We start from the raw sequence: 25961 nt of genomic DNA, 5'->3' as shown, positions 1-25961 counted from the left end.
AACGCTCGTTAACCGGAGGGGTTCAGTCATGGGTGTCACGTCGGAGCAGCGGTTCGGGGAGTTCGTCGTCGTACGGCGGCACGAGGGCCAGGACCACGTCGCGGAGCTGGTGCTCGACCGGCCCGAGGCGATGAACGCCGTGAGCACCGCGATGGCGCGGTCCATCGCCGAGGCATGCGCCGCGCTCGCCGCCGACCAGGGGGTGCGGGCCACGGTGCTCACCTCCAGCCATGAGCGGGCCTTCTGCGTGGGTGCGGACCTCAAGGAGCGGAACTCCTTCACCGACGCCGAGCTGGTGCGGCAGCGGCCCACGGCGCGGGCCGCCTACACCGGGGTGCTGGAGCTCCCGATGCCGGTCGTCGCCGCCGTGCACGGCTTCGCCCTCGGCGGCGGCTTCGAGCTCGCGCTGGCCTGCGACGTGATCGTGGCCGACCGCACGGCCGTGGTCGGCCTGCCCGAGGTGTCCGTCGGTGTCATCCCCGGAGGCGGCGGTACGCAGCTGCTGCCCCGCCGGATCGGGGCCGCGCGCGCCGCCGAGCTGGTCTTCACCGCCCGGCGGGTGGAGGCGGCCGAGGCGCGCGAGCTGGGCCTGGTCGACGAGCTGGTGGAGGCGGGCCGGGACCGTGAGGAGGCGCTGGCGCTCGGCGCCCGGATCGCGGCGAACTCGCCGGTGGGGCTCCGGGCTGCCAAGCGAGCCCTGCGGCTGGGCCAGGGGCTGGACCTGCGGGCCGGTCTCGAGGTGGAGGACGCCGCCTGGCGGTCCGTGGCCTTCTCCGGGGACCGGGCCGAGGGGGTCGCAGCGTTCAACGAGAAGCGGAAGCCCAGCTGGCCCGGTGAGTGAGCCCGGGCGGCGGAGCCCGGGAGCGATCTGAAGATCATCAGCGCTGCCAACTGATCAAATCATCACAAACCTCCCTAAGCTGGGGCGATGGGCGGTGATGATGCGCGGCTGCGCGCCGTGGTTGCGCTGGCACAGACGATGGCGGCGGCCTACACCCCGCACGAGTCCTGGCACGCCGCGGCGATGGGGGCGTGCGAGGCGCTGGGGGGCAGTTTCGCCGCCCTCTCCGTGTGGGAGCGGGACCAGGGCAGGCTGCGCGTGCTGGTGAACGCGGGGGAGCGGGCCGAGGGGGAGGAGGAGTTCCCCGAGGACGAGGCCTACCCGGTGCACCAGTTCCCGGAGATCACCGAGTTCCTGCACGAGCGCTGGGCGGGCGGCGGTGAGCCCGACGCCTGGGTGGAGACCGCCGACGGCGCCCCGGCCGCCGGGGCGCCGGCCAGGGGCGCCCGCCCGTACTGCCACCAGCGGGTCGCCGCGCTGCGCCGGCGCGGGCGGGGCTGCTGCGTGGTGGCGCCGATCGTGCTGCACGGACGGGCCTGGGGCGAGCTGTACGTGGCCCGCCCCGCGGGGGTCCCCGTTTTCGACCGGGACGACGCGGACTTCGCGACCGTGCTGGCCGCCGTCGTCGCGGCCGGCATCGCGCAGACCGAGCGGCTGGAGGAGGTCCGCAAGCTGGCCTTCACGGACCCGCTGACCGGCCTGGCGAACCGCAGGGCCGTCGATCTCCGTCTTGACGAGGCGGTGGACCGGTACCGCACCGAGGGAGCCGTGGTCAGCCTGGTGGTCTGCGATCTGAACGGCCTCAAGACGGTCAACGACACGCACGGCCACGCGGTCGGTGACCGTCTGCTGGAACGTTTCGGCTCCGTGCTCTCCCTCTGCGGCGCGATGCTTCCCGGAGCCCTGGCCGCGCGCCTGGGCGGCGACGAGTTCTGCCTGCTGGCCGTCGGGCCCCCGGCGGACGACGTGGTCCGGGTCTCCGAGGAGCTCTGCACGCGGGCCGTCGCCCTGGAGCCCGGCGACGGCGTCGCCTGCGGGGTCGCGTCCACCGGTGACGACATCGGCCCGGTCCAGTCCGCGCGCCGGCTCTTCCGGCTGGCGGACGCCGCCCAGTACCAGGCGAAGGCCGCGCACTCCCGCAGGCCCGTGGTCGCCGGGCGCGACGGTGACGTGATCCGGCTCGCGGACTCCCCGCCCCGGTCCCCCCACGACCGCCGCAGGCTGCGCGGCAACCCGCCCGGCGGCGATCGGTAAGGGGTCAACCCCGCGACCACTGGTGACATGACGGCTTTCAGTCCGTACGCTTCTGAATATGGATATGCATACAGTCGTGGTGGGGACGTCCGGAACCACCGCCGAGGACGTCGTCGCCGTGGCCCGCGGGGGCGCCAGGGTCGAGCTCTCTCCGGCCGCCGTCGAGGCGCTCGCCGCCGCCCGGGAGATCGTCGACGCCCTCGCCGCCAAGCCCGAGCCGGTCTACGGCGTCTCCACCGGCTTCGGAGCCCTGGCCAGCCGGCACATCAGCCCGGATCTGCGGGCGCAGCTCCAGCGCAACATCGTCCGCTCGCACGCGGCGGGCATGGGCCCCCACGTGGAGCGCGAGGTCGTCCGGGCGCTGATGTTCCTGCGGCTCAAGACGCTCGCCTCCGGCCACACCGGCGTACGCCCCCAGGTCGCGCAGACCATGGCCGACGTGCTCAACGCGGGCATCACCCCCGTCGTCCACGAGTACGGTTCGCTCGGCTGCTCCGGCGACCTCGCCCCGCTCTCGCACTGCGCCCTGACCCTGATGGGCGAGGGTGACGCGGAGGGCGCCGACGGCGTCGTACGCCCCGCGGGCGAGCTCCTCGCCGCGCACGGCATCACCCCCGTCGAGCTGCGCGAGAAGGAGGGCCTCGCCCTCCTCAACGGCACCGACGGCATGCTGGGCATGCTCGTGATGGCCCTGGCCGACCTCAGGAACCTCTACACCAGCGCGGACATCACCGCCGCGCTCTCCCTGGAGGCCCTCCTCGGTACGGACCGGGTCCTCGCCCCCGAGCTGCACGCCATCCGCCCGCACCCCGGGCAGGGCGTCTCCGCCGACAACATGCTGCGGGTGCTCGCCGGGTCGGGCCTGACCGGCCACCACCAGGACGACGCCCCCCGGGTCCAGGACGCCTACTCCGTGCGCTGCGCCCCCCAGGTCAACGGCGCAGGCCGCGACACCCTCACGCACGGCGCGCTCGTCGCCGACCGCGAGCTGGCCTCGGCGGTCGACAACCCGGTGGTGCTTCCGGACGGCCGGGTCGAGTCCAACGGGAACTTCCACGGCGCGCCCGTCGCGTACGTCCTCGACTTCCTGGCGATCGTCGCCGCCGACCTCGGCTCGATCACCGAGCGCCGCACGGACCGGCTGCTGGACAAGAACCGCTCGCACGGCCTGCCGCCGTTCCTCGCCGACGACGCCGGGGTCGACTCCGGGCTGATGATCGCCCAGTACACGCAGGCCGCCCTGGTCAGCGAGCTGAAGCGGCTCGCCGTACCGGCGTCCGTCGACTCGATCCCGTCCTCCGCGATGCAGGAGGACCACGTCTCCATGGGCTGGTCGGCCGCGCGCAAGCTCCGTACGGCCGTCACGAACCTCGCGCGGATCGTCGCCGTCGAGCTGTACGCCGCCACCCGCGCCGTCGAGCTGCGCGTTGCCGAGGGGCTGACCCCTGGGCCCGCCGCGCAGGCCGTCATCGGCGCGCTGCGCGCCGCCGGGGTCCAGGGCCCGGGCCCCGACCGCTTCCTCTCGCCCGACCTGGAGGCCGCCGACGCCTTCGTACGGGAGGGGAAGCTGGTCGCGGCCGTGGAGACGGTGACCGGCCCGCTGGCCTGAGCGTCCCGGCCCGTACGCGCGAGGGCTGCCGCACCCCGGGGGATGCGGCAGCCCTCGCGTACCTCAGAAGCCGGTGCCCTGCGCCGAGCCACGGCGCATCGAGTACACGACGAACCCCGCGCCGACGCACAGGGAGGCCGTGCCGCCGATCAGGTAGGGCGTCGTGTCGATGCCCGTCCCGGTGTCGGCGAGCGTCTCCTGGGAGGTGAACTCCCCCGTGGCGGAGGCCTGGCGGACCTCCGTCGAGGAACCGGCGGACGAGCCGGCCGAACCGCTCGGTGCGCCCGTCCCGCCCGTCGCGTTCGCGGAGGGGACGAACCAGAGAGCACAGAGCAGGGTGCCTGCCGCTGTGGTGGTCAGCAGCGTGCGACGAGCGATGGACACAGAATCGATCCCCTTGCGACAACCATCAGTTGAGGCCACTCGTTCGGATCAGGCCGGACGAAAGGCCCTTGCCCCGTGGGCCGATGCTAAGCAAAGCAGCGGGTCGGTGGAAAGCCGCGGGTCCCGGGAGCCTTACGCTCCGGCGTATGAGCACTTCGGAGACACCCTCATTTGTTCGGCTTCGCGTGGAGATGGTGCTGGAGATCAGCGACGCGGACGCCCTGACCGGAACGGCGCTGGAGAGCATCGCCGCCGACTTCACCGCCACCGGCGCCTCGGCCGACGAGTCGGACGAGGAACGTACGCATGCCGAGGAGACCGTCAGGGAAGACGCAGCGGAGGCCCTCGCCTCGCTGATCGACCCCTTCGATCTGGTGAGCCAGGTGCCCGGGGTCGAGCTCGCCCAGGCCTCCTGGAGCAGCGAGACGATCGACTACGACCCCGACGCCGAGGACTGGACCGCCGGAGAGGACGGGGACGAGGCGTACTACGGGATCGAGGACAATGAGACGGACGACGAAGAAGGCGGCGGGAACACGGAACGCTGACGCTGCCGGGGCACTCCTCACAGGGGGCGGGAACCGCCGCCGTTCCGGGTGCGTCGATGAGTGGTGTTCCCCACATCCGCGGTGGATGTGGAACGGAAGACCCGGTCACGGTGTTCTTGGAACATTGACGGGGAATCGCCGTCGGGCGACCCTGTCCGGGGATCTTGGGGAATCGGCAACGATGGAGAAGCTTGTGATGACGGACAGCAAGCGGCGCAGGGGCCTCATGGCCGCGTCCGCACTGCTCGGCGGCGTGCTGGTGCTTTCGGCCTGTAGCGACGACGGCGGTAACAGCGGCGCGAGCGCCGACAGCTCGAAGACGTCACAGGCGCAGGTGGACGAGGCGGCCGCCAAGGACGCCTCCGAGGCGCAGATAACGATCGCGCCGAAGAACGGTGCGACCAACGCGAGCATCAACAACGCCGCCATGGTCACCGTCGCCAAGGGGAAGCTGACCCAGGTCACCATGACCTCGGCCGACGGCGACGCCGTCGAGGGCACCCTCGCGGCCGACGGCTCCAGCTGGAAGCCCAGCGGCCAGCTCGAGCGCTCCACGACGTACAAGATCAGCGCCACCGCGGCGGACTCCAAGGGGCGCGAGGCGCACGGCAACAGCTCCTTCACCACGGTCTCCCCGGAGAACAGCTTCATCGGGAACTTCACCCCCGAGGACGGCTCGACCGTCGGCGTCGGCATGCCCGTCTCGATCAACTTCAACAAGGCGATCACCAACAAGAAGGCCGTCCAGGACGGCATCAAGGTGACGTCCAGCAGCGGCCAGGAAGTCGTCGGCCACTGGTTCAACAACCAGCGCCTCGACCTGCGCCCCGAGGACTACTGGCAGGGCGGCTCCACCGTCACGCTGAAGCTGGCCCTGGACGGCGTCGAGGGCGCCGACGGCGTCGTCGGTGTGCAGCAGAAGACGGTCACCTTCAAGGTCGGCCGCAACCAGGTCTCGACCGTGGACGCCAAGGCGCACACCATGACGGTCACCCGGGACGGCAAGACCGTGAAGACCATCCCGATCTCCGCCGGATCCTCCGACAACCCGACGTACAACGGCCAGATGGTGATCTCCGAGAAGTTCAAGGAGACCCGCATGGACGGTTCGACGGTCGGCTTCACGGACGACGACGGCAAGGGCGAGTACGACATCAAGGACGTGCCGCACGCCATGCGGCTCTCCACGTCGGGCACCTTCATCCACGGCAACTACTGGGGCGCCAAGTCGATCTTCGGCAGCGCGAACACCAGCCACGGCTGTGTCGGTCTCTCCGACACCCAGGGTGCGGACGACCCCAACACCCCCGCCGCGTGGCTGTACGACAACTCGATGGTCGGTGACGTGGTCATCGTCAAGAACTCCCCGGACAAGACCATCGCCCCGGACAACGGCCTCAACGGCTGGAACATGAGCTGGTCGGAGTGGACGGCCAACGCCGCCTGACCTTTTGACCGCGCCCCTCTCCCCACCGAAGGCGGCGGCGCCCGGAGCGTTCCGGGCGCCGCCGCCTTCGGCGTGTGCGGAGGGGGTGCAGGCGCGCCGTCGGTGTTCTCATCCAGCTCTCATCGGAGACTTAACTCCTCATCACGCCCGCTCCATATCTTCGCGCCATGTTCTTCACCTACCTCCGGCGCGAGCTGCGCCGCCGCAGAAAGGCGGCGCTCGTCGTCGCCTCGGGGCTCGCCCTCGGCATTGCGCTCGTCATCATCGTCAGCTCGGTCTCCTCGGGCATGAGCAAGGCCCAGGACAAGGTCCTCGAATCGCTGTACGGCCTGGGCACGGACATGACGGTGACCAAGGCCGCGGCCGCCCCGGGTTCCGGCGGCACCGAGCGGCCCAAGTTCAACTTCGACGCCAAGGACGACGACGAAGCGACCCAGAGCACGGACCGCGTGATGGTCCAGGGCTTCCAGACGCTGGCCTCCAGCACCGTCGACAAGGTGGGCGAGCAGGACGGCGTCGCGGACGCGGTGGGCGGGCTGAGCCTGACCGTCATGAAGGTCGACGGCCAGTTCAAGCGCGGCGAGTTCAAGCAGGACGAGAGCGCGTCCCAGGACGGCCCCGGCGGCCGGGGCGGCAGCGGCGGCGGCCAGCCGCAGGGTGAGGTCCAGGGCGGCGGAGCATCCTTCGACGTCAACTCCTTCACCGTGTACGGCACCGACGTCACCCAGCAGGACCTCGGCCCGCTGACCTCCTCCAAGATCACCGAGGGCCGTACCTTCAAGGCCACCGAGACCGACGCGAAGGTCGCGGTCGTCGACTCCGCCTACGCCAAGGAGAAGGAGCTCGCGGTCGGCAGGACCGTGGCCGTCTCCGGCACCACGTACAAGATCGTCGGGGTCTCCACGGCGGACAGCGGCGACGCGGCCGCCAACGTCTACATCCCGCTGAAGCAGGCGCAGACCGTCGCGGACTCCAAGGACAAGGTCACCACGGTCTACGTCCAGGCCGCCGACTCGCAGAAGATCGACACCGTCAAGGCCGCCATCCAGAAGAACATCTCGGGCACGACGGTCACCACCTCCGCCGACCTCGCCGACACGGTGTCCGGCTCCCTCTCCACCGCCTCCGACCTGGCCTCCAGCGTCGGCAAGTGGCTCTCCGTCGCGGTCCTGATCGCCGCGTTCCTCGTCGCCGGCCTGCTCACGTCCTCCGCGGTCAGCCGCCGGGTGCGGGAGTTCGGCACCCTCAAGGCGCTCGGCTGGAAGAGCGGGCGGGTCACCCGCCAGGTCGTCGGGGAGGCCCTCGTCAACGGTCTGATGGGCGGTGTCCTCGGTATCGCCGTCGGCGTCGCCGGCGCCTACGTCGTCACGGCCATCAGCCCCACCCTCACCGCCCAGCTCGGCTCCACCGGCGGGGGCGGCGGCGGAGGCGGCATGGGCGGCGGCGGCCCGATGGGCGGCGGCGGAGGCGGCCGTCAGACCGCGTCCAAGACCCTGGACATCGCACTGACCGCACCCGTCTCCCTCACCACGATCCTCATCGCCGTGGGCCTGGCGGTGGCGGGCGGGCTCATCGCGGGAGCCTTCGGCGGCTGGCGTGCCTCCCGGCTGCGGCCGGCCGACGCACTGCGCCGCGTCGCGTAGATCCTCCCTCCCCTCCCGTACGTACAGCAGGAGTCCACACGTGTACCAGCTCAAGGGCGTCACCAAGCGCTACATGCGCGGCAAGAATCCCGTCGACGCACTCGCCGGAGTCGATCTGACCATCGAGGACGGCGGACGGCTCGTCATCCAGGGCCCCACCGGCGGGGGCAAGTCCACGCTCCTGCAGATGCTCGGCGGACTCGACCGGCCCACCTCCGGCACCATCGAGCTCGACGGTGTCGACCTGGCCAGGCTCCCCGAGTCCCGGCTCACCAAGGTCCGCGCCGAGTCCATCGGATTCGTCTTCCAGAGCTTCAACCTGATCCCGACGCTCACCGCCCAGGAGAACGTCGAGACCGCGCTCGTCCCCCTCGGCCTCGGCGCGAGGATCCGCCGCGAGCGGGCCGCGGAGGCCCTGGAGTCGGTGGGCCTCGGCGACCGCCCCACCCACCTGCCGAGCGAGATGTCCGGCGGTCAGCAGCAGCGCGTCGCGATCGCCCGGGCCCTGGTGAAGCGGCCCAAGGTGCTGCTCGCCGACGAACCGACCGGCAACCTCGACGAGTCCATGCGCGACGAGATCATGGAGCTGCTCGACGGGCTGTGGAAGGAGCACGGGCTCACCTTCGTGATGGTCACCCACGACAGCTCCCTCGCCCGTAAGGCACCCAGGGTGGCGACCATCCGCAAGGGCAGGGTCACCGTGACGGAGAACGCGGCGGCCTGACCCCCGGCCGCCGCCGGACCTCACGGCCATCCTCCTCCGGCTGTGAGGTTCGCCACCCGCACCGCCCCGCGGTGCGGCTGGCGCGCGGCCCGTGCGCCCCGGCGGGAACGGGTGTACGGGCCCAGAAGCACCCGTACCGGACGGGCGCCCGTGGCCACTATGTGGATGTCGCCGGAGCGCGACGGGGCCGCGCTGCGAGACTTGCGGGGTGCAAACGGTCCCCACGGGCCGGTGGCGCCTCCAGGGACGGGGAGCGCCGACGCGCATGAGCCCACCCACGGAAGGTCTTGATCAGATGCCGGCCAGCTCCGACTCCTTCACCCCGCGCACCGCCGAGAACCGTGTCATCGAGCCGCTGTACGCGGAGATCCTCCGGCGCAACCAGGGCGAGGGCGAGTTCCACCAGGCGGTGCGCGAGGTCCTCGAAACCCTGGGCCCCGTGCTGGCGCAGCGGCCGGAGTTCGTCGACGCCCGGATCATCGAGCGCGTCTGCGAGCCCGAGCGGCAGCTCATCTTCCGGGTGCCGTGGGCGGACGACGCCGGCGACATCCACGTCAACCGCGGCTTCCGCGTCGAGTTCTCCAGCTCGCTCGGCCCGTACAAGGGCGGACTGCGCTTCCACCCCTCCGTCAACCTCGGCATCGTGAAGTTCCTCGGCTTCGAGCAGATCTTCAAGAACGCCCTCACCGGCATGCCGATCGGCGGCGGCAAGGGCGGGGCGGACTTCGACCCCAAGGGCCGGTCCGACGCCGAGGTCATGCGGTTCTGCCAGTCGTTCATGACCGAACTCCACCGTCACCTGGGCGAGTACACCGACGTCCCCGCCGGTGACATCGGCGTCGGCGGCCGGGAGATCGGCTACCTCTTCGGCCAGTACAAGCGGATCACCAACCGCTACGAGTCCGGCGTGCTCACCGGCAAGGGCCTCGGCTGGGGCGGCGCCCAGGCCCGCACCGAGGCGACCGGCTACGGCTGCGTCCTGTTCACCGCCGAGATGCTCCGCGTGCGCGGCGAGTCCCTCGAAGGCCAGCGCATCGCGGTGTCCGGCTCCGGCAACGTGGCCATCTACGCCATCGAGAAGGCCCAGCAGCTCGGCGCGACCGTCGTGACCTGCTCCGACTCGGGCGGCTACGTCGTGGACGAGAAGGGCATCGACCTCGCGCTGCTCAAGGAGGTCAAGGAGGACGGCCGCGGCCGGATCTCCGAGTACGCCGAGCGGCGCGGCGACCATGTGCGCTACGTCCCCGGCACGGGCGTCTGGAGCGTCCCGGTGGACGTGGCCCTGCCCTGCGCCACCCAGAACGAACTCCACGAGGAGGACGCGCTGGCCCTCGTACGCAACGGGGTCAAGGCGGTCGCCGAGGGCGCCAACATGCCCACCACCCCCGAGGCCGTCCATGTCCTCCAGGACGCGGGCGTCGCCTTCGCCCCCGGCAAGGCGGCCAACGCGGGCGGGGTGGCCACCAGTGCGCTGGAGATGCAGCAGAACGCCTCCCGCGACTCCTGGACGTTCTCCCACACCGAGGAGCGGCTGGCGGAGATCATGCGCCACATCCACGACTCCTGCTACACCACCGCCGAGAAGTACGGCAGCCCCGGCAACTACGTGGTGGGCGCGAACATCGCGGGCTTCGAGCTCGTCGCGGACGCCATGCTGGCGCAGGGCCTGATCTGACCCCGCCGCACCGGGCCGGGGGCATCGGGCCCCCGGCCCCCGCGCCGGTGCTACCGGCGCCTGAAGTACTCCGCGCAGCCCGTGTTCGCCACCGTCACCACGGCGAGCACGACGGCCGCCACCGGGTGGCCCGTCCCGTGGACCGCCGCGACGCCGCCGCCGAGGACCAGGGTCTTCACGGCCAGCACCCCCGCCAGGGGCAGCGGGTACCGGGCGCGGGGAGCGGCGAACAGCCCCCACAGCACGACGGCCGCCGCCGGGGCGCCGATCCCCAGGGCCACCGACGCCGGGACGCCCTCCGGGGCCGTGAAGCCCCACACGGTGAGAGCGCCGATCGCGACCAGTTCGACGACGAACGCGAGTGCCTCGTTCGCCGCGACCCAGGGCCGGCCGCGCAGAGCGGTGAGATGTCTGTGGTCCTCGTTCGCGGTCATCGGTTCTGAACCCCCTGTACGGGCCGTACGGACGCCCCCAGGATGCCCCGCCCACGTACGCCGGGAGGTGCGGTTCGGTGACAACCGCCGTTCTGCCGACAGCAGATCCGCCCGGCGCGGACGGCCGACCGCTCCCGTACCGGGCACACCGCTCCTAGGCTGGGGCGATGAGCAGCCACGCGACCGGCCGAGCCCGCGTCATCCCCCTGCGCCCCGTCCACGCCGCACCGGCCCCCGCCGCTGCCGCCAAGGAGCCGCTCTGGCGGGACGTCGTCGGCGATGTCCTGCGCCGTGAGCGCACCGCCCAGCGGCGGACGCTCAAGGACGTGGCCGAGGCCGCCCGCATCTCCATGCCGTACCTCTCCGAGATCGAGCGCGGCCGCAAGGAGGCCTCGTCGGAGGTGCTCGCCGCCGCGGCCCGCTCGCTGGGGCTCGGGCTGGCCGACGTGCTGTCCCTGGCCCAGGACGAGATCGCCCGCCGCGCACCGTCCCGCACGGCTCCGGCGCGGGCCCCGATGGGCGAGGTGCGCCTGGCCGCCTGACCCGCCGCGGACGGGGGCGGCGGGCCACGCCGGGCGGGCGGCGTCCGGTGCCGGCGTCCGGTGCCGGCCTACGTTCAGGCGGCGGCCAGGACCCGGCGGCTGAGCACCTCGTCCGCCAGGCCGTACGCCACCGCCTCCTCGGCGGTGAAGACCCGGTCCCGGTCGGTGTCCGCGCGCAGGGTCGCGACGTCGTGCGGCGTGTGACGGGCCAGGACCTCCTCGACCTGCGAGCGGATCCGCAGCATCTCCCGGGCGTGGAGCCGCAGATCGGAGACCGTGCCCTGCTGCCCGCCGCTGGCCGGCTGTCCCAGCAGCACCCGGGAGTGCTCCAGGACGAACCGCCGCCCGGGGTCTCCGCCGGCCAGGAGGACCGCCGCGGTCGAGGCTGCCTGGCCGACGCAGAACGTCGCGATGGGCGCCGAGACGAAGCTCATCGTGTCGTAGATCGCCATGAGCGAGGTGAACGAGCCGCCGGGAGAGTTGAGGTAGACCGCGATCTCACCCCCGGGGTTCGACGACTCCAGGTGGAGCAGCTGGGCGATGACGACGTTGGCGACCCCGTCGTCGATCTCCGTACCGATGAAGATGATCCGCTCGGACAGGAGCCGGCTGAACACGTCGTAGGACCGCTCGCCCTGCGGGGTGCGCTCGACGACGTTCGGAATCGTGTACTGGCCCATGTCAGAGTCCCATCCGTCGCCGTGAACCGGCCGGGCGCACGTCGTCGAGCGACTCGACGACGTGGTCGACCATGCCGTACTCCTTGGCCTGCCCGGCCGTGAACCAGCGGTCGCGGTCACCGTCCCGGGAGATCGTCTCCGCGGACTGCCCGGTGTGCGCCGCGGTGATCCGCTCGACCGCCTGCTTCGTGAACTCGAGGTTCTCCGCCTGGATCGCGATGTCGGAGGCGGTGCCGCCGATGCCCGCCGAGGGCTGGTGCATCATGATCCGCGCGTTCGGCAGGGCGTACCTCTTGCCCTCGGTCCCGACGGTGAGCAGGAACTGCCCCATGGACGCGGCGAACCCCATGGCGAGGGTGGAGACGTCGTTCGGGATGAGCTGCATCGTGTCGTAGATGGCCAGCCCCGCCGTCACCGAGCCGCCGGGGCTGTTGATGTACAGGCTGATGTCGGTGCGGGGGTCCTCGGCGGACAGCAGCAGCAGCTGGGCGCAGACCCGGTTGGCGGAGACCTCGTCCACCTGGGTGCCGAGGAAGACGATCCGCTGGGCGAGGAGCTGGGCGGCGAGGTGGTCGTCGAACCGTGTCGACGGTGTGTCCTCGTCGGCGGCGCGTGGGTGGGCGGCGGGGTGGGGCGACATCGGACCTCCCGGTGAGGGGCGGCGGCCTGGGCGGCCGCGTTCCCTCCACTCTTGGCCCACCCGGGCCCCCGCATCACGCATATCTGCCCGCGGCAGATATGCCGCGGGCAGAGGGTGATTCAGGGCGTCGTCCCACCGCCCCGGGCCGGCCGCCCCACGCGGCCGGCTCCGTCAGGTCACTCGGAGGCGCTGGGCGCCGGGGCGATGCCGGTCGGGCAGGCGCGGCCCCAGTTGGTCTCCGAGGGGGACTCCAGCGTGGCGCCCGTGCCGCCGATGCCGCAGTAGCCGTCGGGGTTCTTGTCGAGGTACTGCTGGTGGTACGGCTCGGCGGGCCAGAAGGTGCGGCCCTCGGCCGGGAGGATCTCCGTGGTGATCTCCTTGAAGCCGGCGCCCGTCAGCACCTGCTGGTACGCCTCGCGGGACGCCTGCGCGGCCTCCGCCTGCTCGGGGGAGTGGGTGTAGAGGGCCGAGCGGTACTGCGTACCCACGTCGTTGCCCTGGCGGAAGCCCTGGGTCGGGTTGTGGGACTCCCAGAAGACCTTCAGCAGGTCCGCGTAGCTGACGACCTTCGGGTCGAAGACGACACGGACCGCCTCCGTGTGGCCGGTCAGACCCGAGCAGGTCTCCTCGTACGAGGGATTCTCGGTGTAGCCGCCCTGGTAGCCGACGAGCGTCGTCCAGACGCCCTCCGTCTGCCAGAACTTGCGTTCGGCACCCCAGAAACAGCCCAGCGCGAAGTCGGCGACCTCCAGGCCCTGCGGATACGGGCCGGTCAGCGGGTTGCCGAGGACCGTGTGGCGGGACGGCACGGTGAACTCGGGGGTGGGACGACCGCGCAGGGCCTCCTCCGGGGTGGGGAGCTGCGGGGTGCGGTGGGTCAGGAACATGCGGGGGCTCCTCCGGGGTCGGGGTTCGCTCCGTACAACGCCGCGGGGGCGCCGTGGATTCCGGGTCTCAGGCCGCGGGGGCCGGGGGATCGCGGCGCTCGCCGGCCTCGCGGTCCGGGCCGGCGGCGCGGTCCGGACCGGCCTCGCGGTCACCGCCGGCCGGTGACTCGTAGGAGGCCATGTACGCGGCGGTCTTCCTGCGGGCCCGCAGCCAGAACCAGACGGCGAGGGCTATCAGGATCAGCGGGATCAGTCGTGCCATGGGTGTGCCGGTCCAATCCGGAGGGGGCAGGTCGTGCCGGGGTCAGTGGAGCAGCGTCGCGGGGCTGCCGCCGTTCGCCTCGTACCCGGCGACGGCCAGCGCCCGGTACACCGTGTACTCGGCGGCCGGGTCGGAGCTCTGGGTCCAGGGCAGCGCGCCCACATGGCCGTCGATGTGGACGAGCTGGTGCATCGCCTCCGACCAGCGTTCCATGCGGACCAGGAAGAGGACCAGCAGGTGCCGGACGTGGGCGAGCATCGGGTCGTCGGCGCGCGCCGCGTGCACCGCGAACATCGCGCCCTCGACCGCCTTCGTCACCACGACACCGCGGTAGAAGCCCTGCACCAGGTTGACCTCGGGCAGGTGCTCGTACACCGCGAAGAGCGGCAGCGCGGCCAGCAGCGAGCCCTGCGGGGCGCGGGCGGCGGCCGTCGTCGCGAAGCGGTCGGCCTCCTCGCGTGAGCCGTGCCACTTCTCGCACCAGAAGTGCAGGGCCGCGATGTGCGCGCCCATGTGCGCCGGGGCACGGTCGATGATCTTCGCCCAGAGCTGGTCGAACTCCTCGTGGGAGTAGCCCAGTCCACGGGCGACGGCCAGCTCGACGATGTACGGGACGGGGTCGCCCGGGGCCAGCAGGGCCGCCTCGCCGCAGACCGTACGGGCCTCCTCCAGGATGATCCGGAAGTCGTCCGTGCCCACGGTGCCCGTGCGCCACGCCTGCTGCACCAGGAACTCCGCGTGCACCGCCGCCGCGCCCGCGTCCTTCGGCGCCTCGGCCCGCCACGTCCTCAGCCACGCCCCGCCGGCACCCGGCCGCTGCGCCAGCTCCAGGGAGGCCGCACCGGCGAACGCCTGCACCCGCTGCCAGCGGATCTCGCTCTCCTTGGGCGTCCCCGCGAGCAGCTGCGAGGCGGCCCGCCAGCTCCCCGTGCCCTGGACGACGTCGAGCACGTCGAGGAGGTCCTGGTCGGGGCCCGGCATCCGGACGTCCAGCTCCTCCTGGCGTGCGAAGCCGTACGTGTCCGGGTCGGCGGCGTCGGGCGAACCGGGCGCGACCAGGCGGATACCGCCACGGCGCCGCAGCATGAGCGGGCCGACGACGGCGACGAGCATGCACACGGCGAGCAGGAACCACAGAATCTCCATGCGGCCCATTGTCCCCGGACGGGTAACCGGGCGGCGAGTGGCCTGTAACTGCCCTCCCGACGAACTACGCTCGGGCCCCATGAGCGACCAGCACAGCTTCGAGACCCTTGCGATCCACGCCGGCAACACGGCGGATCCCCTCACCGGCGCCGTGGTCCCGCCGATCTACCAGGTGTCCACGTACAAGCAGGACGGCGTCGGCGGACTGCGCGGCGGTTACGAGTACAGCCGCAGCGCCAACCCCACCCGCACCGCACTGGAGGAGAACCTCGCCGCACTGGAGGGCGGCCGCCGCGGACTCGCCTTCGCGTCCGGCCTCGCCGCCGAGGACTGCCTCCTGCGTACGCTGCTGACCCCCGGCGACCACGTGGTCATCCCGAACGACGCGTACGGCGGCACGTTCCGCCTGTTCGCGAAGGTCGCCTCGCGCTGGGGCGTGGAGTTCTCGGTCGCCGACACCTCGGACGTGAGCGCGGTACGCGCGGCGCTCACCCCGCGCACCAAGGCGATCTGGGTGGAGACGCCGTCGAACCCGCTGCTCGGCATCACCGACATCGCCGCCGTCGCCGGCGTGGCCCGGCAGGCGGGCGTGCGGCTGGTCGTCGACAACACCTTCGCCAGCCCCTACCTCCAGCAGCCGCTCGCGCTCGGCGCGGACGTCGTCGTGCACTCCACCACCAAGTACATGGGCGGCCACTCGGACGTCGTGGGCGGCGCGCTCGTCGTCGGCGACCCGGAGCTGGCCGAGGAACTGGCGTACCACCAGAACGCGATGGGCGCGGTCGCCGGGCCGTTCGACGCGTGGCTGGTGCTGCGCGGCATCAAGACCCTCGCGGTCCGCATGGACCGTCACGACGCGAACGCCACCAAGGTCGCCGACCTGCTGACCCGGCACCCGAAGGTCACCCAGGTCCTCTACCCGGGCCTGCCGGAGCACCCGGGCCACGAGGTCGCCGCCAAGCAGATGAAGGCGTTCGGCGGGATGGTGTCGTTCCGCGTCGCGGGCGGCGAGGAGGCGGCGGTCGAGGTCTGCAACCGGGCGAAGCTCTTCACGCTCGGTGAGTCCCTCGGTGGTGTGGAGTCGCTGATCGAGCACCCCGGCCGCATGACGCACGCGTCCACCGCGGGCTCCCTGCTGGAGGTCCCGGCCGACCTGGTCCGGCTGTCCGTCGGCATCGAGAACGCCGACGACCTGCTGGCCGACCTGACGCAGGCGCTGGGCTGACACGGATCCGTCCGGCGGCCGGGACCGGTCCCGGCCGCCGGACGGCGTGCGTACCGGCGTCAGACAGCTACCTTCTCGTCCTCCAGCGAGGCCCGGATCTGTTCACGCAGCTCCGGGCTGTCCGTGTGCTCATGGACCGATACCGCGTGCTCGGCGGCTGCCCGGACGACCTCGTCCTCCTCACCGGAGATGGTGAGGGTGCAGTTCATGACGCTCGGGTACCTACGGCAGTCGGCGATCTTCCGTGTCATGGCGGGCCTCCTCGACTCGCGAGTGCAGGCACTTCCAGGGTAGATCCGCCGGGCCGGAGGGACAGGCCGGGAGAGCCCGTCAGTTCTCCTGGGCCGACTGGTGCGCCGACTGCCGGGCCGCCAGCGAGCCGTTGAACCGGGTCAGCAGGGCGCAGAACGTGTCGCGCTCCTCCTCGGTCCAGCCGTCGGTCACCTGGGACATCAGCTCACGCCGCGAGGCGCGGACCTCCTCCAGCCGGGACTGGCCGCGCGGCGACAGCTGGAGCACGACGGCGCGCCCGTCCTCCGGGTGCGAGGTGCGCTTGACCAGACCGGTGTCGACGAGCGGCGCGACCTGCCGGGTCACGGTCGACGAGTCGATCCCCATGCCCGCGGCCAGCGCCTTGACGCCCATGGGGCCTTCCACGTCGAGCCGGTTGAGCAGCAGGTAGGCCGCCCGGTCCATCGAGTTGCGGACCTGGCCGACACCGCCGAGGCGGGTCTGCTCGGCACGGCGGGCGAAGACGGCCACCTGGTGCTGGAGAGCGTCGAGCAGGTGGTCGGTTCCCGGATGTCCGGGGGTCGCGCCCCCGGAAGGAGACGCAGCAGTCGTCATGTCCTGAGGGGGCATGGCCGGAGGCTCTCTTCGTGCGGTGTCGGATGGGTGGGGGACAGAGTACGCGGCCACGGGGCAACGTGTACCAGCGCTGCACAAACCTGTGGACACCACCGCAGGCCGCCATGAGATGCGACGGCCCCGACCGCTCCGAGCTGCAAGACTTGCTGCCATGAGCTTCCGTACGTCAGGCCCCTTCCCTCCGCTGATCCTCGACGACATCCGAGGGGCGCAGAAGATGCTGTCCGGGGTGGCCAGAACGACCGGGATGGAAGGCAGTCGCCACCTCAGCTCACTCGTCGGCGCACCGGTCCACCTCAAGTGCGAGAACCTCCAGCGCACCGGGTCGTTCAAACTGCGCGGCGCGTACGTGCGGATCGCCGGGCTCAGCCCCGTCGAGAGGGCGGCAGGCGTGGTGGCCGCGAGTGCCGGAAACCATGCGCAGGGTGTCGCACTCGCCTCTTCGCTGCTCGGCGTACGCTCCACGGTCTTCATGCCCGTCGGCGCCCCTCTGCCGAAGGTCGCGGCGACCCGGGAGTACGGCGCGGAGGTCCGGCTCCAGGGCCATGTCGTCGACGAGACGCTCGCCGCCGCCCAGGAGTACGCCGAGCAGACCGGCGCCGTCTTCATCCACCCCTTCGACCACCCGGACATCATCGCGGGCCAGGGCACCGTCGGCCTGGAGATCCTCGAACAGTGCCCGGAGGTCCGCACGGTCGTCGTCGGCATCGGCGGGGGCGGCCTGGCCGCCGGCATCGCGGTCGCGGTGAAGGCGCTGCGCCCCGACGTCAAGGTCGTCGGCGTCCAGGCGGCGGGAGCGGCCGCCTTCCCGCCCTCGCTGTCCGCCGGCCACCCGGTGGCGCTGGACTCGGTGCAGACCATGGCCGACGGGATCAAGGTGGGCCGCCCCGGCGACCTCACGTTCCCGCTGGTCCAGGAGCTGGTCGACGAGGTCCGTACGGTCTCCGAGGACGAGCTCTCCAGCGCGCTGCTGCTCTGCCTGGAACGCGCCAAGATGGTCGTCGAACCGGCAGGGGCGAGCCCCGTCGCCGCGCTGCTGAGCGACCCGAAGGCGTTCCGCGGGCCCGTCGTCGCCGTGCTGTCGGGCGGCAACGTGGACCCCCTGCTGATGCAGCGCATCCTGACCCACGGCATGGTCGCCGCGGGCCGCTACCTGAGCCTGCGGCTGCGGCTCACGGACCGGCCGGGGGCGCTGGCCGCGATGCTCGCCACCCTGTCCGTCGCCGACGCCAACGTGCTCGACATCCAGCACGTGCGGACCGACCCACGGCTCGGGCTCACCGAGGCCGAGGTGGAACTCCACCTGGAGACCAAGGGCCCCGAGCACTGCGAGGAGGTCGCCGCCGCGCTGCGGACCGCGGGCTACCTGGTGCGCTGCTGAGGCGTGCCCCAGGGGTTCCCCAGGTCTTCCCCAGGTCTTCCCGGGCGGGCGGGTCCCTTTCCGAAAACCTGTTGTGAGTCGCGATGTATCGCGTTACCGTGCATCGCCGAACACTCCGGTGTTCCCGGCCCCGAGGGGTCGGGAACCCTACGATCCGCTCAGGAATTCACGCGAAAGCAACTGGGGGAATCCCGTATGCCAGGCGCCATTTACGCCGAAGGCCTGGTGAAGACCTTCGGCGATGTACGAGCACTGGACGGCGTCGACCTCGACGTACCCGAAGGCACCGTCCTCGGCCTGCTGGGGCCCAACGGCGCCGGCAAGACGACCGCGGTCCGCGTCCTGACCACCCTGATCCAGCCGGACAGCGGGCAGGCTGTCGTGGCGGGCATCGACGTCCTGAAGAACCCCGACGAGGTACGCCGCTCGATCGGCCTCTCCGGCCAGTTCGCGGCCGTCGACGAATACCTCACCGGCCGCGAGAACCTCCAGATGGTCGGGCAGCTCTACCAGATGGGCGCACGCGACGCGAAGAAGCGGGCGGGGGAGCTCCTGGAGAAGTTCAACCTCGCCGACGCCGCCGACCGCACCGCGAAGACGTACTCCGGAGGCATGCGCCGCCGCCTCGACCTGGCGGCGGCGCTCGTCGTCTCCCCGCCGGTGATGTTCATGGACGAGCCCACCACCGGGCTCGACCCGCGCAACCGGCAGCAGCTCTGGGAGGTCATCGAGGAGCTCGTCGCGGGCGGTACGACGCTGCTGCTGACCACGCAGTACCTGGAGGAGGCCGACCACCTGGCCCACGACATCTGCGTCATCGACCACGGCAAGGTCATCGCCCGCGGCACCTCCGACCAGCTCAAGGCCCGTACGGGCGGCGAGCGCGTCGAGGTCGTCGTGCACCGGCCGGACGAGATCGGACCGGCCCGCTCGGTGCTCGCCACGTACGGCAAGGGGGAGATCGCCGTCGCCGAGCACACCCGCAAGCTGACGGTCCCGGTCACCGGCGGGGCCAAGCTGCTCGCCGAGGTCATCCGCGACCTCGACGCCCACGGCGTGGAGATCGACGACATCGGCCTGCGCCGCCCCACCCTCGACGACGTCTTCATCTCGCTCACCGGCCACGCCGCCGAGCTGGGGAAGAACGGCGAGAACGCATCGACCGAGGCCGCAGAGGGCCGGAAGGAGGACGGGCAGTGAGCGCCGTCACGGACACACCGAACGTGCCGCAGCTCAAGACCCGCGGGGCGCTCGGCCGCTCGGTGGCCGACTCGCTGGTCGTCGCGCGGCGTAACTTGATCAGGATGGTCAGGATCCCCGAGATGGTGATCTTCGGCCTGGTGCAGCCCATCATGTTCGTGGTGCTGTTCACCTATGTGTTCGGCGGATCGATCAAGGTCGGCGGTTCGCTCTCGTCGACGGCCTACAAGGAGTTCCTGATGGCCGGGATCTTCGCCCAGACCGTCACCTTCGCCACCGCCGGCGCGGGAGCGGGCATCGCGGACGACATGCACAAGGGGCTGATCGACCGCTTCAGGTCACTGCCGATGGCCCGGGGCGCCGTGCTCACCGGACGTACGCTCGCCGACCTCGTCCAGACCGCGCTCACCCTCGTCGTCCTCGCCGGTGTCGCGCTGATCATCGGCTGGCGGACCCACGAGAACATCGGCAGGGTGCTGCTCGGCTTCCTGCTGCTGCTCCTCCTCGGCTACGCCTTCTCCTGGATCGGCGCGATGATCGGCCTGATCGTGCGCACCCCGGAGGCGGCCACGTCCGGCGGACTGATCTGGCTCTTCCCGCTGACGTTCATCTCGAACGCCTTCGTGGACGCCAACCAGATGCCGACGGTCCTGCGCCACATCGCCGAGTGGAACCCCTTCAGCGCCACCGTGCAGGCCTGCCGCGAGCTGTTCGGCAACCTGCCGCCCGGCTTCGTCACCCCGGACGCCTGGCCGATGCAGCACCCGATCCTCGCCTCGGTGATCTGGTCGGTCGTGATCGTCGCGGTCTTCCGGACCCTGGCGGTCCGCAGGTACCGCTCGGCCACGGCCTGACCCCGCACACGAGGGAGCCCCGGCCGCGTCCGCGGCCGGGGCTCCTCTGCGCAAGGGGTTCGGGTCAGCCCGTGTAGGGCTTCGCCGAGACGATCTTCACCGTGGCCTTCTTGCCGTTCGGCAGCTCGTACTCCGCGGTCTCGCCCATCCGCTTGCCATTCACGCCGGTGCCGAGCGGGGACTGGGGGGAGTAGGTCTCGATGTCGGCGCTCGCGTACTCACGGGAGGCGAGCAGGAAGGTGACCGTGTCGTCGGGGTCGCCGTCGAAGGCGATGGTCACGACCATGCCGGGCTCGACCACGCCGTCGTCGGCAGGTGCCTCGCCGACCTTCGCGTGCTCCAGGAGCTGGGTCAGCTGACGGACCCGGAGCTCCATCTTGCCCTGCTCCTCCTTGGCCGCGTGGTACCCGCCGTTCTCACGGAGGTCACCCTCCTCCCGGGCCGCCGCGATCTTGACGGAGATCTCCGTGCGCGCGGGACCAGACAGGTACTCCAGCTCGGCCTTCAGCTGGTTGTACGCCTCCGGCGTGAGCCAGGTGACGTTATCGCTGGTCTGGGTCACAGGGTGCTCCTCGTCGGTGCTGGGAATACAAAGCAACGCCCTACCCCAAGCATGCGCTGCCACGGGTGGGCGAAACAACGAGCCTAACAATTCCGCGCGAAAAGGGGGAGAAGGTAAAACGTCACACGCACATCGGCGCAGGTCAGCCCCGAATCGTGGGGGTGAGGACGGCGCGCGCCCCGGCGCGCGGCCGGCCGTGGGCGTCGCGGTGCGCTCAGCCGCCCGAGGCGCAGCCCTTGAGTTCCACCGCCGTGGCCCTGGAGGTGGTGCGCAGGGTGACGACCTCGTCGATCCGCTCGGACCGCTCGTCGAACCGGAAGTCGGCCCGGCCGACCTCCCCGCCGTCCTCGCTCAGGGCGCGGAGCGTGCAGTGCCCGTCGGCGTCCCGGTCCTTGCGGACCTCCAGGTGGGCCTCGGCGCGGCTGTCGGAGACGATCCTCGACTTGATGAGCTCGGCGCTGACGTCCGTACCGGCGACGTACGCGTATCCGAACCAGCCGATCACAGCGAGGAAGGCGACACCCAGAACCGAGCCGATGATCTTCAGCTTGCGGTCCGCGCGTTCGTCCTGCGACCGGCCGTAGCGCCCCTCGGGCAAGGCCTCGCGCACCGCTGCCATGATCGTTCCTCCCGTACCGGGGATCGAGGAATTTTCCACCCCCCGGTTCAGTCACTATAGAAGCCGACCACTGCGACCAATCACTGAGGACCGAGTCTTGACCGAGCAGCTGAGACTGATGGCCGTCCACGCCCACCCCGACGACGAGTCGAGCAAGGGCGCGGCCACCATGGCCAAGTACGTGTCCGAGGGGGTGGACGTCCTGGTCGTCACCTGCACAGGGGGCGAACGGGGATCCATCCTCAACCCGAAGCTCCAGGGGGACGCGTACATCGAGGCGAACATCCACGAGGTGCGCAAGAAGGAGATGGACGAGGCCCGGGAGATCCTGGGCGTCAAGCAGGAGTGGCTCGGCTTCGTCGACTCGGGTCTGCCCGAGGGCGATCCGCTGCCCCCGCTGCCCGAGGGCTGCTTCGCCCTGGAGGACGACGAGACGGCGGCGGGGCGCCTCGTCGCGAAGATCCGCGCGTTCCGGCCGCAGGTGATCACCACCTACGACGAGAACGGCGGATACCCGCACCCCGACCACATCAAGACCCACACGATCTCGATGATCGCGTTCGAGGGGGCCGGGGACACCGAGAGGTTCCCCGAGGCGGAGTTCGGCCCGGCCTGGCAGCCGCAGAAGCTCTACTACAACCAGGGCTTCAACAAGCCGCGCACGGTCGCCCTGCACGAGGCGCTGCTCGCCCGTGGACTGGAGTCCCCGTACGGCGACTGGCTGGAGCGCTGGAAGCAGTTCGAGCGCGCCGAGCGCACGCTGACCACGCACATCCCGTGCGACGACTTCTTCGAGATCCGTGACAAGGCGCTGATCGCGCACGCCACGCAGATCGATCCGGACGGCGGCTGGTTCCGGGTGCCGATGGACGTCCAGCGGGAGGTCTGGCCGACCGAGGAGTACGAGCTCGCCAAGTCTCTGGTCGATACCTCCCTCCCCGAGAGCGACCTCTTCGCGGGCATCCGCGACAATGCCTGATATGTACGCGACCCAGGCACTGACGCAGCTCGTTCCGCTCGCCGCCGATGAGCTCGACAAGAACAAGGTGACCCCCGGCGTCCTCGGCTTCCTCGTCTTCGCGGCACTCGCCGTCGGGACATGGCTCCTGATGAAGTCGATGAACCGCCACATGGGCAAGGTCGACTTCGAGGAGACCCCCGACCCGGCGGCCCGGCCGGGTGACACCGACGGAGAGCCGGCGGAGGCGTCCTCCGGCGCCGGGACGAAGGCGGCCGGCACGAAGGCGACCGCCTCGGGCAAGGGCTGACACGGCGGGGCCACCCCCCTTCCCCGTACGGGGCGGAGGTGGCCCGCGCCGTCCCTCAGGCCCGCCGGTGCGCGTCGTTCAGATGGCGCAGCACGGCCGCGACCCGGCGGTCCGTGCCGTCGGCGGGCGCCAGGCCGAGCTTGGCGAAGATGCTCCGGATGTGCTTGTGGACGGCGCCGTCCGTCACCACGAGCCGCTCGGCGATCGCCGCGTTGCCCAGGCCCTCCGCCATCAGCGCCAGGACCTCCCGTTCGCGCGGGCTGAGCCGGTCCAGACGGGTGTCGGGGCGGGTCCGCGCGAAGAGCTGCGCGACCACCTCGGGGTCGATGGCCGTGCCGCCGTCCGCGACCCGCTCCAGAGCCGTGAGGAACTCCTCGACCCGGCCGACCCGCTCCTTGAGCAGATACCCGAGCCGGGCGCTGCCGTCGGCGAGGAGGTCGGTGGCGAAGGCCTGCTCGACGTAGGCGGACAGCACGAGGACCGCGAGCCCCGGCTGACGGCGCCGCGCCTCCACGGCCGCCCTGATTCCCTCGTCGGTGTGCGTCGGAGGCATCCGTACGTCGACGATCGCGAGGTCCGGCCGGTGCTCGTCCACCGCCGCCAGGAAGACGTCCGGGGTACCCGCGGTCGCCACGACGTCGAGGCCCTCCGCGCGCAGCAGCAGCGCGAGCCCCTCCCTCAGCAGCGGGTCGTCCTCCGCGATCACGATCCGCATGGCAGTCCGGCCTCCAGTGTCGTGGGCCCGCCGGGTGGGCTGGCCAGGGTGAGTACGCCGTCCAGCGCCTCGACGCGCTTACGGATGCCGGCCAGGCCGGACCCGCCGTGCTCGTCCGCTCCGCCGCGGCCGTCGTCGGTGACCTTGAGCCACAGCCGTCCGTCGCGGTGGCGGACCGTGACCGACGCGGCCCGTGCCCCGCTGTGCCGGGCGACGTTGGTGAGCGCCTCCGCCACCACGAAGTAGGCGGTCGCCTCGACCGACGCGGCGAACCGCCCCTCCACGTCCGCGTCGACCCGGCAGGGCACCGGGCAGCTGCCGGCCAGCCCCGAGAGCGCGTCCGTCAGGCTCCGGTCGGCCAGCACCGGCGGCAGGATGCCCCGTACGACCGCGCGCAGTTCCGCGAGTGCCTGCTCGGCGGCGTCCTGGGCCCGTTCCAGCAGGGCGTCGGCGTCGGCGGAGCCCCGGGACACCGCCCGGCGGGACGCCCCCAGCAGCACCGTCACCGCGACCAGCCGGTTCTGGGTGCCGTCGTGCAGGGCCCGTTCGATGCGCCGCAGCTCGGTGGCGTGCGCGTCCAGTGCGGCGGCGCGGGTCGCGGTGAGCTCGGCGACGCGCGTCACGAGGTCGGTGCCGGGCGGAGGGGTGAGCAGCCGCCGCCCCGGCCACGCCTGGAGCCGCGCCATGCCGGGCGCGACGGCCAGGGTGACGGCGAACCATCCGATTCCCAGCAGACTGACCGCGAAGGCCCCCGGCCAGTCCGTCACGGTCCACAGGCCCAGGGACGGGGTGGCCTCCGAGGGCGGTACGAACGACCACCACAGCGGGAACGCGGCATCCGTCGCCGAGGTGAGGGGCAGCGTCAGCCCGACCAGGCCCAGCACCGTTCCGAGGAGGGCGTGCGAGGCCACCCAGCCCACCTCGCGCCGGGTGGCCGGGTCGGCGACGGCCTGCCGCAGCCCGGTCGGTGAGGGCCCCGGCCCGATGACCTCCGGCCCCCACCGGGACAGCCGCACGCGTTCGCGTCCGGCGACGGCGCGCAGCGCCCTCAGGGTGCCCGGCACCAGGAACAGGCCGACCCCGAAGAGGCACGCGGCGGCGGTGAACACCAGCCACAGCAGCGTGATCAGGGCGAGGATCGCCGTACCGATGCCGCCGACGAGATGCTCGAAGGCGTCGAGAGCGGTCCGGGCGCGGGCGAACACGTCCCAGGGGCGGGCTGGTTCCTGTGCGGTCGCCGGCGGGGCGTCGTGCGCGGGCATCTCCACCTCCTGGTGCCGCGCCACTATGGCATCTCCCGGCGGGTGCGCGACGGGCGGGGGACGGCAGGTACAGCCTGCTGTACCCCGGTCCTCCACCTGGCGGGATCGTCGCCACCGCGCCGCCTCCGTAGCGTCCTTTCCGTGCCCAACTCCCCCTCGGACAAGGAGAAGACGATGGCTGATTCCTCCCGGCGGCCCGCACGTCCCGTGCTCTGGCTGCTGCTCCTGCTCTGCGCTGTCTGCAACGCGGTCACCTCGATGATGGGCGGGATCGCCACGGCCGTCTCCGTCGCCGCGGGGCTGGCCGCCCTGGCCTGCGGGATCGCCCTCGTCGCGGACCACCGCCGCGCCCGCTCCCCGGAGAGGACCGCCCGATGAGCGCCGGGACACAGCTCATCCCCGGCTCCCCTCCGGCGCCCAGCACGCCCGAGCCGCGCGGAGGATGGCGGGCCGGCATGAGCCGCCGCCCCCTCACCTGGTTCTTCTCGCTGGCGTTCGCGCTGAGCTGGGTGGCCTGGGTGCCGTACATCCTGTCCGGGAACGGCCAGGGCGTCCTGGACTTCACCTTCCCCGGGGGCGAGGTCACCGGCCAGCTGCTGGGGGTCCTCCCGGGCGCCTACCTGGGCCCGATCCTCTCCGCGCTCGTCGTCACCGCCGTCGCCGACGGACGCCCCGGCCTCCGGGCCTGGGCAGGCCGGATGACCAAGTGGCGGGTCGGCTGGCGCTGGTGGGCCGCGATCATCGTCACCGTGCCGCTCGTCCTCGTCCTCACGCTGTACGCCCTGGGCGGCGAGAGCCCGGTCATGCCGAGCGCCGTCGTGCTGGTCGCCTTCCTGCCCGGCCTGGCCCTCCAGATGGTCACCACCGGTGTCGCCGAGGAGCCGGGCTGGCGCGACTTCGCGATGCCCCGGCTGCAGGACAGGTTCGGCCCCGTCCGCGGCACGCTGGTCCTCGGCCCGCTGTGGGGCGCCTGGCACCTGCCGCTGTACCTCAGCGACTGGGGCGGCCCGCACGTCCTCTGGTGGACGCCCGTGGAATTCATCGCCACCACGATCGCCTTCAGCTTCGTGATGACCTGGGTCTTCAACCACACCCGGCAGGCCCTGCTGCTGGCCATGCTGCTGCACACCAGCGTCAACAACTACTTTTCGGTCGCCTTCACGGACATGTTCCCCTCGCTGGACCCGGCGTACGCGGGGCACGCCTTCCTCGTGAGCTCCACGGCCGCGGCCGCCGTGCTGCTCCTCGCCACCCGCGGCCGGCTCGGCCTGCCCCGCGCGTAGGACCGATGC

At 71.8% G+C, this 25961-nt stretch carries 30 protein-coding genes; 17 read left to right on the top strand and 13 right to left on the bottom strand.

All coding sequences use genetic code 11. The annotated features are described in order from the left end of the window. Positions 1–28 precede the first annotated feature (28 nt). The 3 genes from JKV81_RS17520 (at position 29) to hutH (ending at position 3704) form a co-directional block, all read left to right on the top strand. Positions 29–841 (top strand): enoyl-CoA hydratase/isomerase family protein, encoded by an 813-nt coding sequence (locus tag JKV81_RS17520; protein ID WP_202076701.1) that lies wholly within the window; start codon positions 29–31, stop codon positions 839–841. An 87-nt stretch (positions 842–928) separates the two neighbouring features. Further along, a complete protein-coding gene (locus tag JKV81_RS17515; protein ID WP_202076700.1) occupies positions 929–2095 on the top strand; it encodes a GGDEF domain-containing protein in 1167 nt (388 codons plus the stop codon). 58 nt (positions 2096–2153) lie between these two features. After that, positions 2154–3704 (top strand): histidine ammonia-lyase, encoded by a 1551-nt coding sequence (gene hutH, locus JKV81_RS17510; RefSeq protein WP_202076699.1) that lies wholly within the window; start codon positions 2154–2156, stop codon positions 3702–3704. Positions 3705–3767: 63 nt separating this feature from the next. Here hutH and JKV81_RS17505 read toward each other — a convergent pair whose 3' ends face one another. Continuing rightward, positions 3768–4088: a hypothetical protein gene (locus tag JKV81_RS17505; protein WP_124274382.1), complete on the bottom strand. Its 321-nt coding sequence runs from the start codon at positions 4086–4088 to the stop codon at positions 3768–3770. Positions 4089–4279: 191 nt separating this feature from the next. Here JKV81_RS17505 and JKV81_RS17500 point away from each other — a divergent pair, with 191 nt between their 5' ends. The 5 genes from JKV81_RS17500 to gdhA all read left to right on the top strand — a co-directional run bounded on the left by JKV81_RS17500 (position 4280) and on the right by gdhA (position 10125). Further along, complete coding sequence (locus JKV81_RS17500; protein ID WP_236056977.1) at positions 4280–4636, top strand: hypothetical protein; 357 nt, start codon at positions 4280–4282, stop codon at positions 4634–4636. Between the two features lie 181 nt (positions 4637–4817). Further along, positions 4818–6083 carry a L,D-transpeptidase gene (locus tag JKV81_RS17495; RefSeq protein ID WP_202076695.1) on the top strand — a complete coding sequence of 422 codons (1266 nt, stop codon included), beginning with the start codon at positions 4818–4820 and terminating at the stop codon, positions 6081–6083. A 167-nt stretch (positions 6084–6250) separates the two neighbouring features. Beyond that, on the top strand, positions 6251–7726 hold the full coding sequence (locus JKV81_RS17490; RefSeq protein WP_202076693.1) for an ABC transporter permease: 1476 nt from the start codon (positions 6251–6253) through the stop codon (positions 7724–7726). A gap of 40 nt (positions 7727–7766) precedes the next feature. Then, positions 7767–8450 carry an ABC transporter ATP-binding protein gene (locus JKV81_RS17485; protein WP_202076692.1) on the top strand — a complete coding sequence of 228 codons (684 nt, stop codon included), beginning with the start codon at positions 7767–7769 and terminating at the stop codon, positions 8448–8450. Positions 8451–8745: 295 nt separating this feature from the next. Then, positions 8746–10125 (top strand): NADP-specific glutamate dehydrogenase, encoded by a 1380-nt coding sequence (gene gdhA, locus JKV81_RS17480; RefSeq protein WP_202076691.1) that lies wholly within the window; start codon positions 8746–8748, stop codon positions 10123–10125. Between the two features lie 50 nt (positions 10126–10175). Here the strand turns inward: gdhA and JKV81_RS17475 are convergent, their stop codons facing one another. Beyond that, positions 10176–10559, bottom strand: coding sequence for a YrdB family protein (locus JKV81_RS17475; RefSeq protein ID WP_202076690.1), 384 nt, complete (start codon positions 10557–10559; stop codon positions 10176–10178). Between the two features lie 167 nt (positions 10560–10726). Here JKV81_RS17475 and JKV81_RS17470 point away from each other — a divergent pair, with 167 nt between their 5' ends. Then, entirely contained in the window at positions 10727–11101 is a 375-nt protein-coding gene (locus JKV81_RS17470) for a helix-turn-helix domain-containing protein (RefSeq protein ID WP_124274388.1), read from the top strand. A gap of 74 nt (positions 11102–11175) precedes the next feature. Here the strand turns inward: JKV81_RS17470 and JKV81_RS17465 are convergent, their stop codons facing one another. The 5 genes from JKV81_RS17465 to JKV81_RS17445 form a co-directional block, all read right to left on the bottom strand. After that, on the bottom strand, positions 11176–11781 hold the full coding sequence (locus tag JKV81_RS17465) for a ClpP family protease (protein ID WP_124274389.1): 606 nt from the start codon (positions 11779–11781) through the stop codon (positions 11176–11178). Position 11782: 1 nt separating this feature from the next. Further along, positions 11783–12421: an ATP-dependent Clp protease proteolytic subunit gene (locus JKV81_RS17460; protein ID WP_124274390.1), complete on the bottom strand. Its 639-nt coding sequence runs from the start codon at positions 12419–12421 to the stop codon at positions 11783–11785. A gap of 176 nt (positions 12422–12597) precedes the next feature. Beyond that, positions 12598–13308: a peptide-methionine (S)-S-oxide reductase MsrA gene (gene msrA / locus JKV81_RS17455; protein WP_124274391.1), complete on the bottom strand. Its 711-nt coding sequence runs from the start codon at positions 13306–13308 to the stop codon at positions 12598–12600. 67 nt (positions 13309–13375) lie between these two features. Beyond that, complete coding sequence (locus JKV81_RS17450; protein WP_129265201.1) at positions 13376–13570, bottom strand: hypothetical protein; 195 nt, start codon at positions 13568–13570, stop codon at positions 13376–13378. A 42-nt stretch (positions 13571–13612) separates the two neighbouring features. Continuing rightward, on the bottom strand, positions 13613–14716 hold the full coding sequence (locus tag JKV81_RS17445) for a hypothetical protein (protein WP_202076689.1): 1104 nt from the start codon (positions 14714–14716) through the stop codon (positions 13613–13615). A gap of 79 nt (positions 14717–14795) precedes the next feature. Here JKV81_RS17445 and JKV81_RS17440 point away from each other — a divergent pair, with 79 nt between their 5' ends. Beyond that, positions 14796–15941 (top strand): cystathionine gamma-synthase, encoded by a 1146-nt coding sequence (locus tag JKV81_RS17440; RefSeq protein WP_129265203.1) that lies wholly within the window; start codon positions 14796–14798, stop codon positions 15939–15941. A 59-nt stretch (positions 15942–16000) separates the two neighbouring features. Here the strand turns inward: JKV81_RS17440 and JKV81_RS17435 are convergent, their stop codons facing one another. Together JKV81_RS17435 and JKV81_RS17430 are read right to left on the bottom strand one after the other, a co-directional pair. Next, positions 16001–16192, bottom strand: a complete 192-nt coding sequence (locus JKV81_RS17435) for a DUF1059 domain-containing protein (RefSeq protein WP_099174783.1) — start codon at positions 16190–16192, stop codon at positions 16001–16003. A 79-nt stretch (positions 16193–16271) separates the two neighbouring features. Then, entirely contained in the window at positions 16272–16802 is a 531-nt protein-coding gene (locus tag JKV81_RS17430; RefSeq protein WP_129265204.1) for a MarR family winged helix-turn-helix transcriptional regulator, read from the bottom strand. A 157-nt stretch (positions 16803–16959) separates the two neighbouring features. Between JKV81_RS17430 and ilvA the strand changes: the two genes are divergently transcribed. The 3 genes from ilvA to JKV81_RS17415 all read left to right on the top strand — a co-directional run bounded on the left by ilvA (position 16960) and on the right by JKV81_RS17415 (position 20243). Continuing rightward, on the top strand, positions 16960–18189 hold the full coding sequence (ilvA, locus tag JKV81_RS17425; RefSeq protein WP_202076688.1) for a threonine ammonia-lyase: 1230 nt from the start codon (positions 16960–16962) through the stop codon (positions 18187–18189). A 195-nt stretch (positions 18190–18384) separates the two neighbouring features. Beyond that, positions 18385–19389: an ATP-binding cassette domain-containing protein gene (locus JKV81_RS17420; RefSeq protein ID WP_099174780.1), complete on the top strand. Its 1005-nt coding sequence runs from the start codon at positions 18385–18387 to the stop codon at positions 19387–19389. Continuing rightward, a complete protein-coding gene (locus JKV81_RS17415; RefSeq protein ID WP_129265206.1) occupies positions 19386–20243 on the top strand; it encodes an ABC transporter permease in 858 nt (285 codons plus the stop codon). The genes JKV81_RS17420 and JKV81_RS17415 overlap by 4 nt, the downstream gene beginning before the upstream one ends. A gap of 64 nt (positions 20244–20307) precedes the next feature. Here JKV81_RS17415 and greA read toward each other — a convergent pair whose 3' ends face one another. Then, positions 20308–20805 carry a transcription elongation factor GreA gene (gene greA, locus JKV81_RS17410; protein ID WP_124274399.1) on the bottom strand — a complete coding sequence of 166 codons (498 nt, stop codon included), beginning with the start codon at positions 20803–20805 and terminating at the stop codon, positions 20308–20310. 214 nt (positions 20806–21019) lie between these two features. After that, complete coding sequence (locus JKV81_RS17405; protein ID WP_124274400.1) at positions 21020–21424, bottom strand: DUF4307 domain-containing protein; 405 nt, start codon at positions 21422–21424, stop codon at positions 21020–21022. A gap of 97 nt (positions 21425–21521) precedes the next feature. Between JKV81_RS17405 and mca the strand changes: the two genes are divergently transcribed. Further along, complete coding sequence (gene mca / locus JKV81_RS17400) at positions 21522–22403, top strand: mycothiol conjugate amidase Mca (RefSeq protein WP_124274401.1); 882 nt, start codon at positions 21522–21524, stop codon at positions 22401–22403. Position 22404: 1 nt separating this feature from the next. Then, the gene (locus tag JKV81_RS17395) at positions 22405–22692 is read left to right on the top strand and encodes a hypothetical protein (protein ID WP_129265207.1); all 288 of its coding nucleotides are present in this window, start codon (positions 22405–22407) and stop codon (positions 22690–22692) included. A 55-nt stretch (positions 22693–22747) separates the two neighbouring features. On the opposite strand, the gene JKV81_RS17390 is transcribed toward JKV81_RS17395, so the two are convergent. Continuing rightward, positions 22748–23407 carry a response regulator transcription factor gene (locus tag JKV81_RS17390; RefSeq protein ID WP_129265208.1) on the bottom strand — a complete coding sequence of 220 codons (660 nt, stop codon included), beginning with the start codon at positions 23405–23407 and terminating at the stop codon, positions 22748–22750. Beyond that, on the bottom strand, positions 23395–24669 hold the full coding sequence (locus JKV81_RS17385) for a sensor histidine kinase (protein WP_202076686.1): 1275 nt from the start codon (positions 24667–24669) through the stop codon (positions 23395–23397). The genes JKV81_RS17390 and JKV81_RS17385 overlap by 13 nt, the downstream gene beginning before the upstream one ends. A gap of 174 nt (positions 24670–24843) precedes the next feature. Between JKV81_RS17385 and JKV81_RS17380 the strand changes: the two genes are divergently transcribed. Then, positions 24844–25047: a hypothetical protein gene (locus JKV81_RS17380; protein WP_014154384.1), complete on the top strand. Its 204-nt coding sequence runs from the start codon at positions 24844–24846 to the stop codon at positions 25045–25047. A gap of 77 nt (positions 25048–25124) precedes the next feature. Then, a complete protein-coding gene (locus tag JKV81_RS17375; RefSeq protein WP_129265210.1) occupies positions 25125–25952 on the top strand; it encodes a CPBP family intramembrane glutamic endopeptidase in 828 nt (275 codons plus the stop codon). The last annotated feature ends 9 nt before the right edge of the window (positions 25953–25961 follow it).

It is taken from the genome of Streptomyces silvae (assembly GCF_016745505.1).
Lineage (GTDB): Bacteria > Actinomycetota > Actinomycetes > Streptomycetales > Streptomycetaceae > Streptomyces > Streptomyces silvae.
The sequence above is the reverse complement of the archived record's forward strand: the minus strand, read 5'-3'. Positions and strand labels throughout refer to the sequence as shown.

What these genes read in the sequence shown, in the direction of transcription:
- JKV81_RS17495 (WP_202076695.1), top strand. Translation starts at nt 4,818, where the DNA reads ATGGAGAAGCTTGTGATGACGGACAGCAAGCGGCGCAGGGGCCTCATG.
- JKV81_RS17375 (WP_129265210.1), top strand. Translation starts at nt 25,125, where the DNA reads ATGAGCCGCCGCCCCCTCACCTGGTTCTTCTCGCTGGCGTTCGCGCTG.
- hutH (WP_202076699.1), top strand. Translation starts at nt 2,154, where the DNA reads ATGGATATGCATACAGTCGTGGTGGGGACGTCCGGAACCACCGCCGAG.
- msrA (WP_124274391.1), bottom strand. Translation starts at nt 13,308, where the DNA reads ATGTTCCTGACCCACCGCACCCCGCAGCTCCCCACCCCGGAGGAGGCC.
- JKV81_RS17475 (WP_202076690.1), bottom strand. Translation starts at nt 10,559, where the DNA reads ATGACCGCGAACGAGGACCACAGACATCTCACCGCTCTGCGCGGCCGG.
- JKV81_RS17520 (WP_202076701.1), top strand. Translation starts at nt 29, where the DNA reads ATGGGTGTCACGTCGGAGCAGCGGTTCGGGGAGTTCGTCGTCGTACGG.
- JKV81_RS17380 (WP_014154384.1), top strand. Translation starts at nt 24,844, where the DNA reads ATGGCTGATTCCTCCCGGCGGCCCGCACGTCCCGTGCTCTGGCTGCTG.
- JKV81_RS17470 (WP_124274388.1), top strand. Translation starts at nt 10,727, where the DNA reads ATGAGCAGCCACGCGACCGGCCGAGCCCGCGTCATCCCCCTGCGCCCC.
- JKV81_RS17460 (WP_124274390.1), bottom strand. Translation starts at nt 12,421, where the DNA reads ATGTCGCCCCACCCCGCCGCCCACCCACGCGCCGCCGACGAGGACACA.
- JKV81_RS17395 (WP_129265207.1), top strand. Translation starts at nt 22,405, where the DNA reads ATGTACGCGACCCAGGCACTGACGCAGCTCGTTCCGCTCGCCGCCGAT.
- JKV81_RS17430 (WP_129265204.1), bottom strand. Translation starts at nt 16,802, where the DNA reads ATGCCCCCTCAGGACATGACGACTGCTGCGTCTCCTTCCGGGGGCGCG.
- JKV81_RS17515 (WP_202076700.1), top strand. Translation starts at nt 929, where the DNA reads ATGGGCGGTGATGATGCGCGGCTGCGCGCCGTGGTTGCGCTGGCACAG.
- JKV81_RS17420 (WP_099174780.1), top strand. Translation starts at nt 18,385, where the DNA reads ATGCCAGGCGCCATTTACGCCGAAGGCCTGGTGAAGACCTTCGGCGAT.
- JKV81_RS17440 (WP_129265203.1), top strand. Translation starts at nt 14,796, where the DNA reads ATGAGCGACCAGCACAGCTTCGAGACCCTTGCGATCCACGCCGGCAAC.
- JKV81_RS17500 (WP_236056977.1), top strand. Translation starts at nt 4,280, where the DNA reads ATGGTGCTGGAGATCAGCGACGCGGACGCCCTGACCGGAACGGCGCTG.
- ilvA (WP_202076688.1), top strand. Translation starts at nt 16,960, where the DNA reads ATGAGCTTCCGTACGTCAGGCCCCTTCCCTCCGCTGATCCTCGACGAC.
- JKV81_RS17450 (WP_129265201.1), bottom strand. Translation starts at nt 13,570, where the DNA reads ATGGCACGACTGATCCCGCTGATCCTGATAGCCCTCGCCGTCTGGTTC.
- JKV81_RS17490 (WP_202076693.1), top strand. Translation starts at nt 6,251, where the DNA reads ATGTTCTTCACCTACCTCCGGCGCGAGCTGCGCCGCCGCAGAAAGGCG.
- JKV81_RS17385 (WP_202076686.1), bottom strand. Translation starts at nt 24,669, where the DNA reads ATGCCCGCGCACGACGCCCCGCCGGCGACCGCACAGGAACCAGCCCGC.
- JKV81_RS17445 (WP_202076689.1), bottom strand. Translation starts at nt 14,716, where the DNA reads ATGGAGATTCTGTGGTTCCTGCTCGCCGTGTGCATGCTCGTCGCCGTC.
- JKV81_RS17405 (WP_124274400.1), bottom strand. Translation starts at nt 21,424, where the DNA reads ATGGCAGCGGTGCGCGAGGCCTTGCCCGAGGGGCGCTACGGCCGGTCG.
- JKV81_RS17390 (WP_129265208.1), bottom strand. Translation starts at nt 23,407, where the DNA reads ATGCGGATCGTGATCGCGGAGGACGACCCGCTGCTGAGGGAGGGGCTC.
- JKV81_RS17465 (WP_124274389.1), bottom strand. Translation starts at nt 11,781, where the DNA reads ATGGGCCAGTACACGATTCCGAACGTCGTCGAGCGCACCCCGCAGGGC.
- gdhA (WP_202076691.1), top strand. Translation starts at nt 8,746, where the DNA reads ATGCCGGCCAGCTCCGACTCCTTCACCCCGCGCACCGCCGAGAACCGT.
- JKV81_RS17435 (WP_099174783.1), bottom strand. Translation starts at nt 16,192, where the DNA reads ATGACACGGAAGATCGCCGACTGCCGTAGGTACCCGAGCGTCATGAAC.